The organism is Streptomyces sp. NPDC002133 (genome assembly GCF_040296405.1).
In the GTDB taxonomy this organism is placed as follows: domain Bacteria; phylum Actinomycetota; class Actinomycetes; order Streptomycetales; family Streptomycetaceae; genus Streptomyces.
In genome coordinates this window covers 1-17,198 of the sequence record NZ_JBEOXF010000046.1, presented here as the reverse complement: position 1 = coordinate 17,198, position 17,198 = coordinate 1, and the positions used below count along the sequence as shown (strand labels likewise).

Below are 17,198 nucleotides of genomic sequence, written 5' to 3'. Positions count from 1 at the left end.
CCTTCACCGGGCACCCGAGGTGGAGTCGTGGTCGGCGGCTGTGATGTCGCGCTGCAGGGGGAGTTCGACCGTGAACGCCGCTCCGCCCCCGGGAAGGTTGGCGGCGCTGATGCGTCCTCCGTGCAGGTGCACGTTCTCCGCCGTGATGGCCAGGCCCAGTCCGCTGCTCTCGCTTCTGGTCCGTGTGGTACTCGCCTTGTAGAAGCGCTCGAAGATGTGCGGCATGGCTTCCTCGGCGATGCCCGGTCCGTTGTCGGTCACTTCGATGACGGCCCACGCCACGTCCGCTCGCTCCTCTCTCACGCCCATGGTCAGCCGCACCGGCGGCGCCCCGTGCCGCAGCGCGTTGCCGACCAGATTGGCCATCACCACGTCGAGCCGGCGCGGGTCCACGCGCGTCCGGAGCACGCCCGGTCGGGGCAGTCGGGTCTCCACGTGGGTCTGCCACCCCCGAGCGGCGAGGGTGTGCTGTACGAACTCGGCCAGGTCGATCTCGTCCAGGCTGAGTTCGGCCGCGCCCGCGTCGAAGCGGGAGATCTCCATCAGGTCGTTCACCAGCACGCTCAGCCGACTGGTTCCCTCACTGACGAGCCGCACCGCCTCGCCTGTATCCCGGTTCAAGTGCAGCGCGTTCGCGTCCAGCACGTCGGTCACCGCTGACATCGCCGCCAGCGGCGTCCGCAGTTCGTGGGAGACGTCCGCGACGAAGCGGCGCGCCTGGGCCTCCAGGCGGCGCAACTCCGCGACCGAAAGCTCCAGGGCTGCCGCCGTGTGGTTGAAGGACCGCGAGAGGTCGGCCAGTTCGTCGGAACCGTTCACGGCCAGCCGGACGTCGAGGTGCCCCTCGGCCATGCGACGTGTCGCACGGCGCAACGCCCGTACGGGACGGAGTACGCCGCTCGCGGCCAGCAGCGCCAGGACGACGGCGAGGCCCAGTGCCACCAGGGTGGCCTGCTTGATGGCGTTGACCATCGCTTCGACATAGGCCTGTTCGGTGTTCTGCGGCACCACCAGGTACATCACCATCCCCGAGAGCCTGGACTCCTTGCCTTCACCGCTGTTGTACGTGACCGGCATTCCGACGACGAGGTAGGGATGCCCGTCGTCGTTCACCCGCTGGAACACAGCGGCGCGTTTGGTGTCCACGGACCGGCGCAGTTCCGGGCTGAGCTTGTCGAAGTCGGCACTCGGCGCGTAGGCGCGGACGCTGCCGTACGTGGCCAGTACGCGCCATCCTTGTGACTGGTTGGCGCGAAGTACCTGCTGCACCGCTTTCTGCAGGACTTTCTGCGCGTGCGCGTCGCTCGGCACCGTGGGAACGCGGACGCCCGCGGCGTCGACGCTGGTCCGGAACTGCCGGATGACGGAGTCCTGGCTCTGCTGCAGCACCCCGGTGCGCGCCTCCCGGAAGGCGACGGCTCCGGTGCTCAGGGCACTGGCCACGGCCACCAGGAGGAAGGCCACCACCAGGCGGGGGCGCAGGCCCCGAAGCGGGAGCGGGACCTTCGCCAGGACCGCCCGATGAAACCTCGCCGGCCTGGGGCCCTGCCCGGCTGCGACGGCCTCGCGCTTGGGTACGTGTCTGCGTGTCCCTACGGATCTGCGGCCGCTCACGGCGAACCGAAGCGGTAACCGAAGCCGCGTACGGTCTGGATGTACCGGGGATCCCCGCCCAGCTCACCGAGCTTGCCGCGCAATCGCTTCACACAGGCGTCCACGAGCCGTATGTCACCGTAGTAGCTGTGCTCCCAGACCGCTTCCAGCAGCTGCTGGCGGCTGAACACCTGTCCGGGAGAGGCCGACAGGGTCAGCAGCAGCCGAAGCTCGGAGGGCGCGAGTGCGACCGTTTCACCACGGTGTGTCACCACGAGCCCGGCCCGGTCGATGACCAGCTCGCCGTGCGACTCCGCCCTGGGCCGGACGGCGTCGGAGACCGACGCGTCCTGCCTGCGCAGTACGGCCCGTATTCGCGCGTCGAGCACCCGGGCCTGCACGGGCTTGACCACGTAGTCGTCCGCGCCGGCCTCCAGGCCCACGACCACGTCGATGTCGTCGCCCTTGGCGGTCACCATGATGATCGGCACCTGGTCGCGATCCCTGATCCGCCGGCATACGTCGAGGCCGGACATGCCGGGCAACATGAGGTCGAGTACGACGACGTCCGGATGGAAGGGGTGGAGCTGTTCCAATCCCTCTTCACCCGTTCCGGCAGCGAAGACGTCATGCCCCTGGTGTCGCAGCCCCAACTGAACGGCCTTACGAACATCTGGGTCATCTTCGACAATAAGGACTCGTGGCACTTCGACAGTGTAAGCAGATCGCGTTCGGTCGCCGGCCTGCGGAAGAGCCCCTCTCGGGAGCCGTTACAGAAGGGTCACATCGGCGGGTCGCCGGGCGGGCAACCCCGTCGAACCGACCGAGCGGCCGCTCGTTATCGGTTCGTGATTATTCGAACTCATGGCCATCATCTGAGATAACCAGTTTGAGTTGCCATGCATTCGGCACCACAGCGGGAATACGCATCGCCCACGGGCAGCGCCGTGGCCTCCCACGGCGGTGGCCGTCACCAGTCCGCGCCCCGCGGGTCCTCGCACCGCCGGGGCCGTCCGCGCCGCCGGGGCCGTCCGCCCCGCCGGGGCCGGAGGTACCTGGTCGGCACGCTGGTGGCCGCGGGCCTGCTCGGCTCCGCTGCGTTCTTCCTGGACGGTGGGCGAAGCGACGCGTCGAGCGGTGCGCAGCACCGGCGGAGCGTGGCACCCACCACCCCCAGCCCCACGCCCACGCCCACTCCCACTCCCACTCCGACGCCCACCCCGACCCCGACCCCGACGCCCACCGAGATCGACGTCCCCTCGACGGGCGCCGGCACGTTCGTCACCGCGCAGGCCAGTGGCGCGAAGGTCGGTCACGGTCCGCGTCCACTGCGGTACGTGGTGAGGGTCGAGACCGGCCTCGACATCTCGCCGGATCAAGCGGCGGACGAGATCGCCGACATACTCGCCGCCCCCCGGGGCTGGACCCACAACCCGGCCCACGCGTTCCAGTTGGTGAGCGCGGGACAGCCCCACGACCTCACGGTGACGATCGCGACACCGGGGACGGCGGACGCGGTGTGCTGGGCGGGCATCAAGCAGGACACCGAAGGCGAATACAACTGCGAGGTCCCCGGTGGGGTGGTGGTGAACCTCAAGCGCTGGGTCAAGGGCTCGCCCACCTTCGACGGTCCGATCCATGACTACCGGGCGCTGATCATCAACCACGAGATGGGGCACTTCCTGGGCTACACGCACAGGACCTGCGCGGGCCCCGGCCGACTGGCCCCCGTGATGATGCAGCAGATCAAGGGCCTGCACGGATGCATCGCCAACGCCTGGCCCTACGACGAGAACGGTGACCTCGTCACCGGGCCGCGCGTGCAGTGAACCGGCGACGACCGGCCCTCCCGGCGGTTGCGGAAGGCAGCTTGAACGGGCTGCCAGCAGTGGCAACGGTGTCGGGTGAGCCGCCGCCACCGGGTGAGCAGCCGGCCCAAGCAGTTGGGTTGCTTCTGGCACCCGTGTCCCAGCACCTGCACGCTCCGGTGCACAACGGGGAGTGGTGGCGGGAGAAGCTCGAGCCCAGCGTTTCGGCGGGACGCGGATACCGATGCCCACCTCGTCCGCCTCGGGTGGGTGCCCTCGCGGATCTGGGAGCACGAGACAGTCGACGGTGCCGACATGCTTGAGATGTCCTGCCGAAACCGTCCACACATGGAAAGGATTCCGGTTGACGAAACTCGGAAAGATGGATCGCCGGATCCAGGAACAAAGCGCATGAGGTCTGACAGGACGGAGCGCCTTCGAATCATTCCGCCGGGCTCAGAGGCCGGTGAACGCCTCATCGGGTTCCGCCAGGACAGCGAATCCGGATTCTCCACCCTGGATGAAACACACCGCCTCCGCCGGAACCCCGCGTACGGAGCCGATGGCGCTCTGCTCATCTGCATCGGATACGCCTGGGCCAACAACTCCGTGGCCCGCGGTATCACCCGCCGTACAGGCGCACAGCTGGTCGGCGCACGTCACCGCACAGGACACTCCGCCGGCCGACGCACGAGCCTCGGCACACGGCGGCGTAGCCACACAACGGCAGCGCATGGCTGCGCCTCGGCGTGCTGCCGCAACCGCTAGACTGTGCGCGGTGCACCACTCCGGTGGGGCGCCCTGTGGATGTCTGGGGCCCTCAGGGGTCGAGATTCGTCTGGTATGGGCGGATTTCCAACACCTTTGCCCACACATCCCCGCCTTCGTAGCTCAGGGGATAGAGCACCGCTCTCCTAAAGCGGGTGTCGCAGGTTCGAATCCTGCCGGGGGCACAACGCTAAGGGCCAGTTCAGAGGGTTGATCCTCTCGAACTGGCCCTTCCGCATGATCGCGGTCGTGCCACACACGTGCCAGATGCCCGCTAGGACTCCGCTCCCCCGTTGCTCTTTCGGATCATCGCTCCCAGCCGATCGGCGATGGCCCGGTCCCGGTCGTTGGTCATGTGCTGATAGATCAGCGCGGCCCGCGCGGTGCTGTGCCCCATGCGGGTCATCAGCTCCCGGGTGCTCGCCCCGGCGGCGACCAAGGTGTTCCCTGTGTGCCTCAGATCATGGAAGTGGACGTCAGCCGCGATGCCCGCTTTCGTGCGCGCGTTGGTCCAGTCGTCGCGGAAGTTGCTGCGTCGGAGTCGGCCACCCTGGGGCCCGAGGAAGACGTGGCCGTCTCGGCCGGCACCTGCGTAGCGCTCCAGGTGTTCGGTCACGTCGGCCAGGAGCTCGTCGGGGAAGGCGACGGGACGGACACCGGCCGCGGACTTCGGAGCCTTGTCGAAGAGTCTGCCGTCCTGCATCTCCGCTTGGGCCCGCTGGACCAGGACCACGCGTCCCATGAGGTCGACGTCCCGACGGCGCAGCGATGCCAGCTCGCCGAACCGGAGGGTGGTGAAGGCCGCCAGCAAAACGAGGAGGCGGTACCGGGGCGCGATGGCTTCGGCCACGGCGTACACCTCGGGGACGGTCAGCACCGGCCGTTCGGGAACGTCGTATCGGTCGGCTCCCTTGACCCGGCACGGGTTCCGGCGGATCAGCTCGTCGTCCACCGCCGTGCTCATCATGGCCCGGAGGATCTGATACGCCTTGACCACGGTCGGCTCCCCCACCCCGGCAGCGAGCAGGCTGCCGCGCCAGGCCCGGACCCGGGACGTGGTCACGTCGGCCAGAGTGCCGGCGCCGAACGTCGGCTTGATGTGCAGCCGGATCACGGCTTCGTTTCGCTCGCGGCTCCGATCTGCCAGCTTGCGATCCCTCAGCCATGCATCCGCGTACTCGCCGAACGCGACGGCGCCCTTGTCCGGGTCGTCCCACTGCCCGCGCGAGATGTCCGCTTCGATATGCGTCAGCCCCACCTCGGCATCCGTCTTGCTGGCGTAGGTCTGCTCAGCGGTACGCAGTTGCCCTGTGGTGGGGTCGCGATACCGCGCCTGCCAGCGGCCCGACTTGAGTTGCCGGACCGAGCCGAAGCGCCGGCGGTTGCCCTTCTTGTTGGCCATCAGGCGACCCTCCGCAGAGTGGCACGCCGGACCGTCACCGGCTCGATGGTGTTGGCCGTGACGAAGGCGGTAACGGCGCTCTCGGGGATGCGAACGTGTCGGCCGACTTTCACGAAGGTGATGCGCCGTTCCTCAATCAGTCGTCGAGGGAACCGGACGCTGGTGCCGAGGAGCCGGGCGACCTGTTCCACGGTGAGCAGTCGGTCGGTCATGCGGCGATGTCTCCTTCCGTGGTGTCGGGGGCGAGTGAGGCGGCGAGCCATCCCTCGCCGCGGGTGAGGCCGGTTCCGGCGAAGGCCCAGTGCGCGAGGACGAGGGTGGTGTCGTCGTCGGCGGGTTCGGCCGGCACGGCGTGGTCGCCGTGGGCGATGGCGGCTTGGAGGCGGCGCCATTCGGCGCGGGCGGTGCGTAAGGCGCCGAGGGTGGTGGAGTACCGGCGGGTCTTGGTGGAGAAGTGGCCGCGGAAGCCGAGCATGTGGGCCCATGCGCGGAGCCGGAGGTCTTCCAGGTCCTTGCGGGCGCCGAGGGCCCAGGCCGTGCGAATGAGTCGGCGGGCGTGTTCGGGGATGGACTTGCGGCCGAGTTCGGCGAGGAACTTGATCGGGCGGTCGAGGGTGCCGGTCGCGGTTTCGGCGCCCTTGGTGGCGTACTTGGCGATGTAGGCGGCGACGGCGCGTTCAGTGAGTTCGGTGCCGCCGTCGAAGTCGGCGGAGCGGATGGGGCGAATGTCGAGCTGGGTGCCGAAGGCGAACGTGTGGGCGCGTCCGTCGACGACCGGGCCGGGCACGTCGGCGGCCTTGGCGGCGGCGCGGATGGCGTCGGTGAGGAGTTCAGCGGTGGCCCAGGCCGGGGGCGGGGTGTCGCCGCCGTCGGGGCCGTCGAGGCGAATCACGGCGTGGAAGTGGATGGCGCCGCGGCGCTGGTACTCGGCGACCTTGGCGAAGGAGACGCGGGCGTGGTCGGCGAAGGCGCGTTGGGTGAGTCCGGCGCGCTTGGCGACTTCGCGGCGCAGGTAGATGGAGAAGCGGGCCCAGATCTTGGAGGCGTGCGCGTTCCACAGCACGGCGGCTTCGTAGTCGTACGTCTCGGGGTCGAGCGGGGTGCCCAGTTCCGGGGCGTCTTCGGCGTGCTGGGTGCCGCAGCGGCAGCGGCCCTTGGCGGGGCGGTTGTGGACGGGACCGAAGCTGGGGGCGGTGAAGGTGGCGAACACCCGGGGGTGGGTGGCCACGCGCTCGAGGGTGCCTTTGCCGCCGCGGAGCCCGGCGGTGATGAGTTGGTAGGTGTCGCGGCGGTAGGTCTCGGCGCAGGCCGGGCAGCGGGTGGTGCGGCGGTTGTTGCAGCGGACCAGGAGGTTCCCGGCGGGCAGGTCGCTGGCGGTGAGGTGGTGCAGGATCTCGCCGGTCGTGGCGTGGACGTCGGTGCGGTGGCCGTCGAGGCGGATCGGGGTGGTGCAGCCGCCGAGGCCCCGGAGCTGTCGCATGAGTCCGGGCATGGTGCCGAGCGAGGCGAGGAAGGCGAGGTCACGCAGCGGGGGCGGCGCGGTCGCAGGCAAGGCGGAGTCCTCCTTCCAGAGGGGAGAGGAAGAAGGGGCACCGGCCGGCGGAAGGCGGTCGGTACCCCGACGGGAGATCAGCGGGTGAATGCGGCGTCGGCGGCGGCGTCGAGGAGGTGGCGCAGGGGCGGGGTGGTGCCGGTGCCGTGGCAGGTGCGGCAGTGGGCGGTGATGGTGCGGCGGTGGCCGTGGCGGTCGCGGCCGCCGAGGGTGACGGCGGCGGAGGCGAAGCCGTCGCAGGACGGGCAGATGCGGGCCGGGGCAGGGCGGTGCTGGGGCATGATGGTGGGTCCTTCCGGTTGATTGAGGTCGGGTAGGGGCTGGCCTGTCCGGGCGGCGGAGACTTGGCGGTTTCAGGGCCGCCCGGAGGGCCGGTCAGCGTTGGCGCGAGTCGTTGAGCAGGGAGCGCAGGACGACTGCGCAGACGGCGACGGACGCGGCCGTGATGGCGACGGCGAGCAGGAGCGAGACCAGAACCGCGCCGACGACGAGGACGACCGCGGCACCGCCGCCGACGGCGACCAGAAGGCCGGTCGGGGTGAGCCGGATCGCAGGCGCCGAGGACGCCGCTGGAGCCGGAACGGCCGTGGGGGTGTGCTGGCAGGTGCATGCGGTGGCGTGCTGGTGCTGGACGACCGGGCCCGTGGCCGGGCGGTGGGTGAGCGGGGTGACGATGCCGGTCGGGGTCGGCATGGTCGGGATGCGCGGGCGGAGCATGATGGGTTCTCCTTTCTGGGTTGGTTACTTGGTGGTGCCGTTGACTGCGTCGACGCCGGTCCGGGTGCCGGATTCGATGGCGGGGGCGAGGAAGGTGTCGGCGAGGAGGAAGCCGCCGAGGAGGAGCACGACGATGAGCCAGGTCGGCGGGCGCATGAGCTTGATCCCGAAGTAGCCGAAGATGGCGACCAGGACGATCAGGGGAAGTTCGACGTTCACGACGGGTGGCTCCCTCGGGTCAGTTGGCGCGGCAGCGGTGGGTGCGGGCGGCGAGCTGGGCGGCGGTCTGGGTGGAGAAGTCGGCGGACCAGCCGCAGTCGTCGCGGGTGCAGACGGCGGCGTGTTTGGTGCGTCCGTTCCGGTCGCGGTGGGTGCCGATCTGCACGGGGCCGATCCGCATCACGGAGTGGAAGAAGTCACGGGCGGGCATGGAGATCAGTCCTCCGCTCGCAGGCTCGGGCCGGGGAACTCGGCGAGGATGCGGGCGGCGTCGGCCGGGTCGGTGGCACGGTCCGCGGCCTCTTCAGCGAGCAGCCGGGCCAGGGTGGGGCGACCGGTGCTGGCCATTTCGCGGGCTGCCGACAGGTATTCGTCTCGTGTCGGTTCGTGTCCGGGCATCAGTGGCGGTCCCTTGAGGCGAGGTGGGCGGCGAGTTGGTCCGCCATGGGGCCGGGCAGGCCGAGGCGGTCGCGCAGGGTGGCGGCATCGATCGGGGTGCCGGTCGCGGTGCGGTGGGCGTCGGCGAGCTTGCGGGCGTGGTCGACGAGGGCGGGCGGCACGTCCACCGGCGGCGGGGCGGCGGGCAGTGCCGGAACCGGCTCCACGGGCTCGACCGCATCCGGGGCGGGATCGGGTTCGGCCGGCACGGTCACCGGCTCGACCACCGGCAGCGGCTCGGGCTCCGCGTCGGCGTTGTGGCCGGTGGGTGTGTGGACGAGCAGGGTGCCGCCGAGGAAGGCCAGCGCGGGCCACCCGGCGACGAGGATGCGCAGCCAGTAGGGCACGTCGCCCAGGTCGAGCAGGCCCGCGGTCGCTACGTTGGCGCCTAGCGAGGCGGCCAGGGCGACGGCGAACCAGGTCCACGCGGCCCGGGCCGGTTCACCCTGTGCCCGCAGGATGCGCAGGCGGCGCCAGGCCGCGACGAGCAGCAGATCGACCGAGACGGGGTAGGCCCATGCCTTCCAGCCGTCCTGTCCGGCAGCCTGGGCGATGTCGTGCAGGTGGGCGAAGGACAGCGCTCCAGCAATCACGGCTTGCACGAGTACGGCGTCCAGGCGGACCTTGCGGATCACGGGTCTTCACCTCCTTGAAAGTTAGGCCGGGGCCGGGCGAGGCGTATTGGCCGGTCGCTGAGCCCCGGCGGAGCCGTTTCAGGCATGGCGGGGGTAGGGACGTGGCGCGAAGCGGTCACGCCGACCGAGAGGGGAGCAGGTCAGGCCGTGACAGGAGCCGGGGCCGGGATCTCGACCGGGGCCAGGTCTCGCAGCATCGGCCGGAAGGGCTCCAGGCCCTCCAGCACCGGAGTTCGGTGGGCGTGCACGGTGCAGGCGTTCACGGCCTGCCGCATCGTCGTGAATGGCGTACGGATGCGGACCCAGCCGCCCGAGGAGTCACCAGCCACAGCCATGCCGGGCCGCTCGACCGGGATCTGTGTCGTTGCCAGCACCGCGTCAGGGGAGATGTCGCCAAACGCCATCTTGGCGGAGGCTTCATCGTTGACCCGGTGCGAGATACGGCCGGTCAGCTGGGCACGGAGCATGGTGATGCCGTCCCCGAGTTCGGCGCCGAAGCGCTGCCCGCAGATCTCCACGTAGATGCCGGCGGCGCGGCCGAGCTGGACGAGGCGGACCAGGGCGGTGACGATCCGCTCGCGGCGCTTCTTCTCCGCCGTGTTGGAGAACAGGGCCAGCTCGGCGACCTCGTCGACAAGGAGGACGACGGGCACCGGCCGCAGGTCCTCGGGCAGGCCCCAGATGTCGGCGGTGATCTCCGCATCCGGGGTGTCCGCGCTGATCCTCTGCTCGCGCCGGATCACCTGATAGGTGTCGGCCATCCGCTCAACCAGAGCATCCAGCAGATCAGCCGCATCATCGGGATTGTCGGCCAGCGCAGAGAACCGGCGCGCCAGCGGAGCGAGTTCCACCCCCTGCTTGCAGTCGATCCCGACCAGTGCCACGTGCTGCGAGGCGAGTTCCTTGACCAAGTGGCGCTGATAGACCGACTTTCCCGACTTGGTCGCGCCGAGGTTCAGCGAGTGCGGCACCTCCAGATAGTGGCGGTAGTGGACTGCTCCGTCTTCCCGCAGCGCGACCGGAACCCGTAGCCCGTCGCGCTGCACTTTCGCGGGCATCTGGACCCGCTGGAGCACGTCATAGCCGGTCATGCGCAGCTCGACCACACCCGACTTGATCTCGCGGGAGGTGATGCCGTGCATGGCGAACGAGTGCCGCAGCCGGTCCGTGGAGGCCGCGAAGTCGAACGCGTCCTGACCGGGCCGCAGTTTCACCCGCAGCACCAGCCCGGTACGAGTCGGCCGGATCCGCAGGATCCGCGGAGGCCGCGACTCAGGCGCCGGGCGGTTGGCGAGCCGGGCGAGGGTGAGCCGCAGCCTCGACGGCGGCACGGTCAGCCCGCACGCGTCCATGACCGAGGCGTACCGAACCACCACCCGGACCACGGCAAGGGTGACGCCGATGCTCAGCCAGTACCAGGCCGGGCGCAGCCGCCGCAGCACCAGAGCCGCGACGACCGCCACCAGGGCTAAGACGGCGAGTGTGTCCGTCGACACGGTGCTCAGCCCTTGGCCGACGGGGCGACCAGCGCGACCGCACGGAACGCGATGCCGTGCCGGCCGTCCCGCTCCCAGTCCCGCGCCTTCAGGCCAACGACCTTCACCGGCATACCGAGTGCGACCCCCTCCGGCACACCCGTCTCCGGGACCGAGACGTTGTAGAGGTTCGCCTCACCCTCATCGGCGACGGTCAGGCCGACCGTCATCATCTTCGCGCCCGACTCACGGCCGACAGCGATCTCGCCGGTCTGCTTGTTGATGACCTTCAGCTGCGGCTCGACGGCGACGAACACGACAGCAGTCGAAGTGTCGATCTTGAAGGACGGCATTGCCACTCCTGGGTTCGGGCCTACGGGCACACGAGGGACAGACGCTCGTCGCTGTCCTAGGACTACGAATGCCTCGCGAGAACTATGACGCGCAGTCCCAGGACTGTCATTGTCCTAGGACTGTGCTTGACTTGACCTGTCGATGAGGAGGGCTGCATGGCACCGAAGTGGCGTGAGCTTGCGGACAGGCTGGCTGAGCGGATCAGGAGTGGTGAGTACGCGCCTGGCCAGCAGCTTCCGCACATCCGCGACCTTGTGGAGGCTGGCGAGGGCTCCAAGTCCACTGTGCATGCCGCCTATAAGGCCCTAGAGGCCGAAGGACTCGTCACCTCTTCCCGAGGGCACGGCACGGTCGTGCGCGAGCAGACCCCGCTGAAGCGGCTCGGCATCGCTCGCTACGACAAGGCGAAGTGGCGCGACGGGGACGAAGTCGCGTTCATCGCGGACCGAGTGGCATCCGGCCGTGCCTACCGCCGCAACGAGCAGACCCAGACGGTCGGCCGCGTCACCGCGTCGCCCTTGATCGCCGAGAAACTGGGGGTGGAACCAGACTCCGAGGTCTACGCCCGCGCCCGCCTGGTCAGGGAGGGCGAACAGCCCACGCACACCCTGACCAGCTACTACCGACCGGAGCATGTGGAGGGGACGCGGCTCGTGGACCCGACTCCGGGACCGGCCGGCAAGGGCGGGGGGTACAAGGTGCTGTACGACGCGGGATACGAGATCGACCACATGAAGGAGTCCCTGTTCGCGCGCGTCCCGACTGCCGAAGAAGTCAAGCTCCTCCAACTGCCGGCAGGGGAACCCGTCATGGAGCTCCACCGGACCACATACACGGCGGACGGGACCGTGGTCGAGTTCGCCGTCGGCGTTCACGCAGCCTCGCGGTTCGCGTGGGAGTACGACTTCAAGGTCCCGGACTCGGCGCAGTCGAAGGACGGCGCATGAACCTGCCGGACGCGGTCATGAAGGACGCGCAACTCCTCTGGGACTACCAGCTCATGGGGCACAGCCCGCAGCCGTGCTCCGTCGCCATCGGTCTGGGCAGTCACGACCTGGGCGTCGCCGACGCGACCGCCGAGCTGTACCGCCAAGGGATGGCCCCCCTGATCGTCTTCACCGGAGCCACGAGCCGCACGACCCGGGACCGGATGCCCCGCGGGGAGGCCGAGCACTACCGTGAACGCGCCATCGAGCTGGGGGTTCCCAGCGACGCCATCCTCGTGGAACCGCAAGCGCGAAACACCGGGGAGAACATCCGCTTCGCACGCGCATTGTTGGAAGAGCGAGGCGTACCGGTGTCGTCGGTGTTGCTGGTGAGCAAGCCGTACGAGGAGCGTCGGGCCTACGCCACGGCGCGCAAGCTATGGCCGGACGTCGAGTTCGTCAGTGCGTCGACGCCCATGACCCTGGCCGACTACGTCGAGGCGATCGGTGACGCCCGCCTTGTCGTCGAGATGCTGGTCGGAGCGCTTCAGCGCCTCCTGATCTACCCCGCCCAGGGCTTCATGATCCGTCAGGAAGTCCCTCAAGACATCCAGGATGCCTACGAGCGCTTGCGTGCCCAGGGGTTCACAAGCCGCCTCATCCCTGATGCCACTCAGGCGGAGTGAGTAGAAACCTTCTCTACGGGTTCAAGGCGGCTCGCTCCGCTCGCCGCGCGCGGCCCCGGCTCGCCGCCGGGCCCGACGCTCCAGTCTTCGCCCCGCTCCGGGCCCGGCTACGCCGGCCGCGCGGCTGAAGCGAGCAACGCCAGATGCGCGAGACGGCAGCCCTCGCTGTGGCTAGGGCGGTCGGCTCCACGACTTTAGCCAGCCACTTTGGCGCGAGCCTCGAAGATCATGGCCCCAACGTCGTGCTTTACCGGGCAGGTCCACAGACTGCCCGACGCGCCGGAAGCTTACGGGGCCATGATCACTCGCGCCAAAGCAGCTCCCGGCCAAAGTCCTTCCGCCGACCGCGCGTCCAAGGCGGAGGTCGTGGCGAGGATCTCGCCCTTGGCAGCGAGGGGGGCCACCTGTCACGATCAAGCCGTGGTCAACCTTGCAAAGATCGCGGGGCGGATGGACATCCTCCTCACAAAAATCGCGGCGCGGATAGACATCCTCCTCCCAAAGGTCCCGAGGCAGGTGGGCATCTTCCTCGACCTGGTGGGCGGCCCAATGGTCGGTGCACTGGTGCTGTCCGTAGGTATCGAGACCTACCGCGACGGTGGATCCGTAGGCTGGCCCATCGCGGGATCAGCTCTGCTCTTGATCAGCTTGTTGGTGGCCTGGCGACGATTCTCCCGACTCAGGAAGCGCGCTACGTCGCCGTAGCGGCGCACAGACAGCCGCTCGTGCCCCCTGCGTGCCCGATCAGAGGGAGACGAGCGGGGAACCACGGGGAACCAGGGCGACGCAGCCACTTCCCCGCAGGTCAGCGACCTCCCAGCTCAGCAGGCATCCGCATACGTGGTCTTCCAAACTAGTGCTCCAGGACCCGGGCGGCGGCCTTGGCCTCGCGGGTGTTGACACGCCGCAGGTCGCGAACGACGGTCGCCACATGAACGGTGCGCGGCCAAGCCGCAGTCATGACGACGCCTGGGCAGAAATGCTTACTCTCTGCGGGCCACCGCATCAGGACTCCTGGGCCGAGGCCCTGTGGCCCGCGGTACAGGCGGCAGCCCGCGATGAGCTGTTCCGGTCGATGTATCCGTGGCTCGCTATGCACCAGCTGTACGTGTCGGAGTTCGACGACATGCGGGACCGCTACGAGCCCTTTCCCAGGATCGCTGCTCGCGGCGACGAATACGTGGTGATCGCTTACCCCCCGTGGCCTGGCCACGTCCTGTTTGAGACCAAGGATCCCGTCGAGGCTGTTGCCCTGGCAGTTCGTCTGACGCGCGATGCCTTGGCAAGCGAGTCGGGCAGCAACTGACGGCAGCCTGACGGCAACGACAGCGAACGCCACGGTACGCAGCGGTAAGTCACGGGGTGTCAGCCTTGATGGTTGTCGGCACGAATCGTGTCCCATGCCGTCCGATCAACTCGCCTGAAAAGCGGAAGGTCGCCGGTTCGACCCCGGCCCCAGCCACCGCCCCTGAAAAGGGAAAACGCCCGCCCCGAGGCTTCTCGGAGCGGGCGTCTTGATGTTCCAGATCACCTCGTGTGTTTGGCGTCGGCATCCGAACGGGCCAGCACCGCGTCAAGCGTGGCGTACTCGGCCTCCTCGATCGCGGCGGAGGCAAAGCTGATCGCGTCCAACGCGTAGGACTCCGCATCGTCCGCCAAGCGATCGGCACGCTTCATGTCGAGTTCGGCCTTGCGCTCCTCGATGTGGGACTTCACGGACTGGACGTGCTCCTGCCACTTGGTGCCCACATCCGCCAGCGAGGCGGAGGCCTCGGCCTTCTTCGCCGCCACCTCGCGCTGGAGCTTGTCCGCTCTCTGTATCGAGTCCTGCTTGGCCTTGGTGACCGAGTCCGACAGTTGTTTCCTGTCCTCGGAGATCGCGTGCTGTACCTTCTCCTGCGCTTCGTGCGCCTTCTCCGAGAGCGCCGCCATGCGGTCGGTCGACATCGACATGGGATTCCAGCCTTTCGACGAACAGAACAGGGCCCCCCGCCGAAACGATCGGAGCACGCTACGTGTTCAAGCGCACCCACAAGCATGCTCCACAACCGCCATTCGGGTGATCCGATCGAAGCTGCTCGAGGCGTCACCGACGGCGACCGAACCCTGACGCCGGCGGCCCGGCACCGAAATGCGCTCGCCCGGAAAGCGCGCGGGGCGCTCGGGTCAGCTCGTGCTGCTGGAGAGCGTCGACTGGCAGCGCGCGCCCCGCGCGCCGAGCAGCCTCACCGTGCGCGGCGAGTCGGGGCCGCTGTTGGCGTACGCCGACCCGTACGCCAACAGCAGCGCACAACCACGGCCGACCAAGGTCTCCCACACCCCGCGTAATCAGGCTCACGCAAGCCCAAACACAGCTGAAAAGCAGAGGGTGGGCTGTGCCCCCGTGCCCGGTCCGGCGGGACGCAGCGGGGACTCACGGGGAACAGCGGCGCCGATCGCGCTCCGGCCCAGGTCAGGGAGTTGCTAGGTCAGCCGCCATCTGCATACGGCGTCTTCCAAACTGGTGATGTACAGCGGCAAGTGCAGCAACCACCGCGCCCGCAGCCGACCGCTACCAGCCTCGACAGGCCGACGATGCCCCCGCAGACCACAACGGTTTCGGCCTATATCGCCCAGGTTTCAAAAATGCCCAACTCCTTCCCGATGAAGAGCGCTGCCGAAGCAGGAACCAGCAAGCAAATGCCAATGCCGCCAAGCACATATGGTGCCACTGGCGTCGCTTTCGGGAAGTGGCCACCGGATCGACGCTTGCGCGCAACAGCGAAGCGCCGGATAAACAGAGCGGCACTCAACATGAGCAGGAACGCGCCGACAATCTGCAGCGCCATCAAGCCGAATTGAATAAGGAAAAGGACCAGGTACGAGAGCAGCACCCCCACGACTACCCTCACTTACTCAGATTTCGGCATTAATCAGAATCCGGTCGACTTTGATTGCCGACGGCTGCAACCACGCGCAAGGCGGACAATAGGATCATGGCCTGGACTGCGTCAACCCGTGCAGCTGAACGCGTGCCCGACCGGTTGGTAAGTCCCGGCCACCTACGTGGCTCCCCCGCCCTGGACCAGCAACCGCGACAAGCACCACCACGGCAGATCAAGGGCACTTACCCCACTGGTGGCTCTGGTGATGATGAGGCGCACCCCCCTCCGTACAGCAGCGACAGCAACCGACAGCGGCCGTAATGACTCTGGATGACCGTGCCACAACCGCGCCAGATGGAGCGGGGAGCCACGGGGAACTGCGGTCGCCGACGGTGCCCGCGCCCGTGTCCGTCGATGTCGGCGTGCCGCAGGTCAGACCACAAGTCGCCCCACCTCGCTCCTAAAGCGGCTGTTGCAGGCTCGAATCCTCCAGGTCTGCCATCAACGGCGATGGTCACTCGCGGCCGGGCCGCCGCTTGAGCAGCCGGTCCATACGGCTGATCGCCTCTCGCAAGGCCGCCAGCATTACCCCTTGGCGCGGGGGCGAGCCGCAGCGCCGTCATTTGCGCTGTGAACGCGGGGCATGAAGGACACTGTCTGTATGGCCCTACCCAAAACGCATCATTGCTCGGCCTGCTCGGACGGTGCCGCGACGAGCACAGTCCTTCACGAAGACCTCGTCGTCGGAGCACCGCTGTCCATGGAGGATCTCACCGACGCGCAACGCCTCGACCGGTTCGCCCGGAAGTATGCCCACGACGGCTGCCAAGTCAGAGAAGTCCGGCGGGTCCCGCACGATGGTTTGAGCGGTTACGCCTGGTCCGTCCGCTTCACCGAGAATTCGTGACAAGTGGATCACCGGGCAGCTCCGGGAGCACGGCCCGCCTGAGCGTGGCGGTTGTCCCGGGTCATGCCCTTCGCGTACTGACATCCACCGCTGACATCAACGACGGCGGACAGCGGCGGGAGCGGACGTACGCGGACGGCCACTCACCCGCCAGTCCGAGCACGCTCCGCAGGCAAGATCGGCCGCGCGATCGAACTCCTAAAGCGGGTGTCGCAGGTTCGAATCTGCCGGGGGCACAACGCTAAGGGCCAGTTCAGAGGGTTGATTCTGCGGTGAGAGCCGTCCGCAAGACGCGATGCGACTCCTTGGCGGTGGCCGCCGCCGCCCTGTTCTCCAACTGGACGAGGAGGCGCCTGACGTCAGCAACGCCGAGGGATTCAAGCCGCTTCGCACCCGGCATGGACATGAGGTACCGAGACGAAGAAGTTGTGGCGGGTTGGGTGGAATTGAGCGAGCGTCAGTCGATCGCAAGAATCCTGCACTGGAAGACGAACTGGTCAGCGGCCACGAGGCTGTCGCAGACCTCGACCACTCGGCCCGCTTCGGTCACCGCCTCGCGCACGAGGTGAACGACCGGGGCACCGGGACTCAAGGCGAGTTCGCACTCTATGGGCTTGACGGGTAAACCCCGCTGGGGCTGGGGCGGTCGGCTCCACGGCGTTACGCGCCACCATGGGGTGAGCCTCGAAGATCACGGCCCCAGATCGGGCTATTGCGGGCAGGCGAGGAGCCAGCCCGATTCGCGGCCAGCGGATGGGTCATGATCTCTCGCCCCATGGCAGCTCCGTAAGTTGTTAGGCGGCCCGGGAGGGCCGGGTGTGGCTGATGGCAGCTTGTCTCGTGTGACTCGGCAG

General features: G+C 68.5%; 21 protein-coding genes, 1 tRNA gene and 2 pseudogenes. 6 read left to right on the top strand and 18 right to left on the bottom strand.

Annotated elements, in window-relative coordinates:
• Window positions 1-3: 3 nt before the first annotated feature.
• The gene (locus ABT078_RS31140) at window positions 4-1,512 is read right to left on the bottom strand and encodes an ATP-binding protein (protein WP_351233692.1); all 1,509 of its coding nucleotides are present in this window, start codon (window positions 1,510-1,512) and stop codon (window positions 4-6) included.
• A gap of 98 nt (window positions 1,513-1,610) precedes the next feature.
• A complete protein-coding gene (locus ABT078_RS31135; protein ID WP_351233606.1) occupies window positions 1,611-2,300 on the bottom strand; it encodes a response regulator in 690 nt (229 codons plus the stop codon).
• A 450-nt stretch (window positions 2,301-2,750) separates the two neighbouring features.
• On the opposite strand from ABT078_RS31135, the gene ABT078_RS31130 reads away from it, so the two are divergent.
• Both ABT078_RS31130 and ABT078_RS31125 read left to right on the top strand, forming a co-directional pair.
• Window positions 2,751-3,422, top strand: a complete 672-nt coding sequence (locus ABT078_RS31130; RefSeq protein WP_351233604.1) for a DUF3152 domain-containing protein — start codon at window positions 2,751-2,753, stop codon at window positions 3,420-3,422.
• 859 nt (window positions 3,423-4,281) lie between these two features.
• A tRNA-Arg gene (locus tag ABT078_RS31125) sits at window positions 4,282-4,354 on the top strand.
• 89 nt (window positions 4,355-4,443) lie between these two features.
• Here ABT078_RS31125 and ABT078_RS31120 read toward each other — a convergent pair.
• The 11 genes from ABT078_RS31120 to ABT078_RS31070 all read right to left on the bottom strand — a co-directional run bounded on the left by ABT078_RS31120 (window position 4,444) and on the right by ABT078_RS31070 (window position 10,960).
• Entirely contained in the window at window positions 4,444-5,571 is a 1,128-nt protein-coding gene (locus ABT078_RS31120) for a tyrosine-type recombinase/integrase (RefSeq protein ID WP_351233603.1), read from the bottom strand.
• The gene (locus ABT078_RS31115) at window positions 5,571-5,783 is read right to left on the bottom strand and encodes an excisionase family DNA-binding protein (protein ID WP_351233601.1); all 213 of its coding nucleotides are present in this window, start codon (window positions 5,781-5,783) and stop codon (window positions 5,571-5,573) included. Before ABT078_RS31115 ends, ABT078_RS31120 begins: the two co-directional genes overlap by 1 nt.
• Window positions 5,780-7,063 carry a replication initiator gene (locus ABT078_RS31110; protein WP_351233690.1) on the bottom strand — a complete coding sequence of 428 codons (1,284 nt, stop codon included), beginning with the start codon at window positions 7,061-7,063 and terminating at the stop codon, window positions 5,780-5,782. Before ABT078_RS31110 ends, ABT078_RS31115 begins: the two co-directional genes overlap by 4 nt.
• Window positions 7,064-7,200: 137 nt before the next feature.
• The gene (locus ABT078_RS31105; RefSeq protein ID WP_351233599.1) at window positions 7,201-7,404 is read right to left on the bottom strand and encodes a hypothetical protein; all 204 of its coding nucleotides are present in this window, start codon (window positions 7,402-7,404) and stop codon (window positions 7,201-7,203) included.
• 94 nt (window positions 7,405-7,498) lie between these two features.
• Window positions 7,499-7,840 carry a SpdD-like protein gene (locus ABT078_RS31100; protein ID WP_351233597.1) on the bottom strand — a complete coding sequence of 114 codons (342 nt, stop codon included), beginning with the start codon at window positions 7,838-7,840 and terminating at the stop codon, window positions 7,499-7,501.
• A gap of 24 nt (window positions 7,841-7,864) precedes the next feature.
• The gene (locus ABT078_RS31095) at window positions 7,865-8,059 is read right to left on the bottom strand and encodes a hypothetical protein (RefSeq protein WP_266374132.1); all 195 of its coding nucleotides are present in this window, start codon (window positions 8,057-8,059) and stop codon (window positions 7,865-7,867) included.
• 19 nt (window positions 8,060-8,078) lie between these two features.
• Window positions 8,079-8,270 carry a mobile element transfer protein gene (locus ABT078_RS31090; protein ID WP_351233595.1) on the bottom strand — a complete coding sequence of 64 codons (192 nt, stop codon included), beginning with the start codon at window positions 8,268-8,270 and terminating at the stop codon, window positions 8,079-8,081.
• Between the two features lie 5 nt (window positions 8,271-8,275).
• Entirely contained in the window at window positions 8,276-8,458 is a 183-nt protein-coding gene (locus tag ABT078_RS31085) for a hypothetical protein (RefSeq protein WP_351233593.1), read from the bottom strand.
• Window positions 8,458-9,129: a DUF2637 domain-containing protein gene (locus ABT078_RS31080; protein ID WP_351233688.1), complete on the bottom strand. Its 672-nt coding sequence runs from the start codon at window positions 9,127-9,129 to the stop codon at window positions 8,458-8,460. The genes ABT078_RS31085 and ABT078_RS31080 overlap by 1 nt, the downstream gene beginning before the upstream one ends.
• A gap of 143 nt (window positions 9,130-9,272) precedes the next feature.
• Window positions 9,273-10,628 (bottom strand): FtsK/SpoIIIE domain-containing protein, encoded by a 1,356-nt coding sequence (locus tag ABT078_RS31075; RefSeq protein ID WP_351233591.1) that lies wholly within the window; start codon window positions 10,626-10,628, stop codon window positions 9,273-9,275.
• A gap of 5 nt (window positions 10,629-10,633) precedes the next feature.
• Window positions 10,634-10,960: an SCO3933 family regulatory protein gene (locus ABT078_RS31070; RefSeq protein WP_351233589.1), complete on the bottom strand. Its 327-nt coding sequence runs from the start codon at window positions 10,958-10,960 to the stop codon at window positions 10,634-10,636.
• A 156-nt stretch (window positions 10,961-11,116) separates the two neighbouring features.
• Here ABT078_RS31070 and ABT078_RS31065 point away from each other — a divergent pair, with 156 nt between their 5' ends.
• From ABT078_RS31065 to ABT078_RS31050, 4 genes are all read left to right on the top strand, one after another.
• Entirely contained in the window at window positions 11,117-11,908 is a 792-nt protein-coding gene (locus ABT078_RS31065) for a GntR family transcriptional regulator (protein WP_351233587.1), read from the top strand.
• Complete coding sequence (locus tag ABT078_RS31060; protein ID WP_351233585.1) at window positions 11,905-12,573, top strand: YdcF family protein; 669 nt, start codon at window positions 11,905-11,907, stop codon at window positions 12,571-12,573. The genes ABT078_RS31065 and ABT078_RS31060 overlap by 4 nt, the downstream gene beginning before the upstream one ends.
• A gap of 420 nt (window positions 12,574-12,993) precedes the next feature.
• Window positions 12,994-13,278, top strand: coding sequence for a hypothetical protein (locus ABT078_RS31055; RefSeq protein ID WP_351233583.1), 285 nt, complete (start codon window positions 12,994-12,996; stop codon window positions 13,276-13,278).
• Window positions 13,279-13,504: 226 nt separating this feature from the next.
• Complete coding sequence (locus ABT078_RS31050) at window positions 13,505-13,879, top strand: DUF6193 family natural product biosynthesis protein (RefSeq protein ID WP_351233581.1); 375 nt, start codon at window positions 13,505-13,507, stop codon at window positions 13,877-13,879.
• Between the two features lie 221 nt (window positions 13,880-14,100).
• Here ABT078_RS31050 and ABT078_RS31045 read toward each other — a convergent pair whose 3' ends face one another.
• The 5 genes and pseudogenes from ABT078_RS31045 to ABT078_RS31025 all read right to left on the bottom strand — a co-directional run.
• On the bottom strand, window positions 14,101-14,526 hold the full coding sequence (locus ABT078_RS31045) for a hypothetical protein (RefSeq protein WP_351233579.1): 426 nt from the start codon (window positions 14,524-14,526) through the stop codon (window positions 14,101-14,103).
• A gap of 213 nt (window positions 14,527-14,739) precedes the next feature.
• Window positions 14,740-14,892 carry a hypothetical protein gene (locus ABT078_RS31040; RefSeq protein ID WP_351233577.1) on the bottom strand — a complete coding sequence of 51 codons (153 nt, stop codon included), beginning with the start codon at window positions 14,890-14,892 and terminating at the stop codon, window positions 14,740-14,742.
• A 284-nt stretch (window positions 14,893-15,176) separates the two neighbouring features.
• Complete coding sequence (locus ABT078_RS31035; RefSeq protein ID WP_351233575.1) at window positions 15,177-15,452, bottom strand: hypothetical protein; 276 nt, start codon at window positions 15,450-15,452, stop codon at window positions 15,177-15,179.
• Window positions 15,453-16,612: 1,160 nt separating this feature from the next.
• Window positions 16,613-16,756 (bottom strand): annotated as a pseudogene (locus tag ABT078_RS31030) (site-specific integrase); the annotation flags it as partial.
• Between the two features lie 45 nt (window positions 16,757-16,801).
• Window positions 16,802-16,945: pseudogene (locus tag ABT078_RS31025) on the bottom strand (UTRA domain-containing protein); the annotation flags it as partial.
• Window positions 16,946-17,198 lie beyond the last annotated feature (253 nt).

Bases quoted from the DNA above. Each gene is read 5' to 3' on its own strand.
- ABT078_RS31120 (WP_351233603.1), bottom strand. From the start codon at position 5,571: ATGGCCAACAAGAAGGGCAACCGCCGGCGCTTCGGCTCGGTCCGGCAA.
- ABT078_RS31115 (WP_351233601.1), bottom strand. From the start codon at position 5,783: ATGACCGACCGACTGCTCACCGTGGAACAGGTCGCCCGGCTCCTCGGC.
- ABT078_RS31110 (WP_351233690.1), bottom strand. From the start codon at position 7,063: ATGCCCGGACTCATGCGACAGCTCCGGGGCCTCGGCGGCTGCACCACC.
- ABT078_RS31105 (WP_351233599.1), bottom strand. From the start codon at position 7,404: ATGCCCCAGCACCGCCCTGCCCCGGCCCGCATCTGCCCGTCCTGCGAC.
- ABT078_RS31100 (WP_351233597.1), bottom strand. From the start codon at position 7,840: ATGCTCCGCCCGCGCATCCCGACCATGCCGACCCCGACCGGCATCGTC.
- ABT078_RS31090 (WP_351233595.1), bottom strand. From the start codon at position 8,270: ATGCCCGCCCGTGACTTCTTCCACTCCGTGATGCGGATCGGCCCCGTG.
- ABT078_RS31085 (WP_351233593.1), bottom strand. From the start codon at position 8,458: ATGCCCGGACACGAACCGACACGAGACGAATACCTGTCGGCAGCCCGC.
- ABT078_RS31070 (WP_351233589.1), bottom strand. From the start codon at position 10,960: ATGCCGTCCTTCAAGATCGACACTTCGACTGCTGTCGTGTTCGTCGCC.
- ABT078_RS31065 (WP_351233587.1), top strand. From the start codon at position 11,117: ATGGCACCGAAGTGGCGTGAGCTTGCGGACAGGCTGGCTGAGCGGATC.
- ABT078_RS31060 (WP_351233585.1), top strand. From the start codon at position 11,905: ATGAACCTGCCGGACGCGGTCATGAAGGACGCGCAACTCCTCTGGGAC.
- ABT078_RS31050 (WP_351233581.1), top strand. From the start codon at position 13,505: ATGAACGGTGCGCGGCCAAGCCGCAGTCATGACGACGCCTGGGCAGAA.
- ABT078_RS31045 (WP_351233579.1), bottom strand. From the start codon at position 14,526: ATGTCGATGTCGACCGACCGCATGGCGGCGCTCTCGGAGAAGGCGCAC.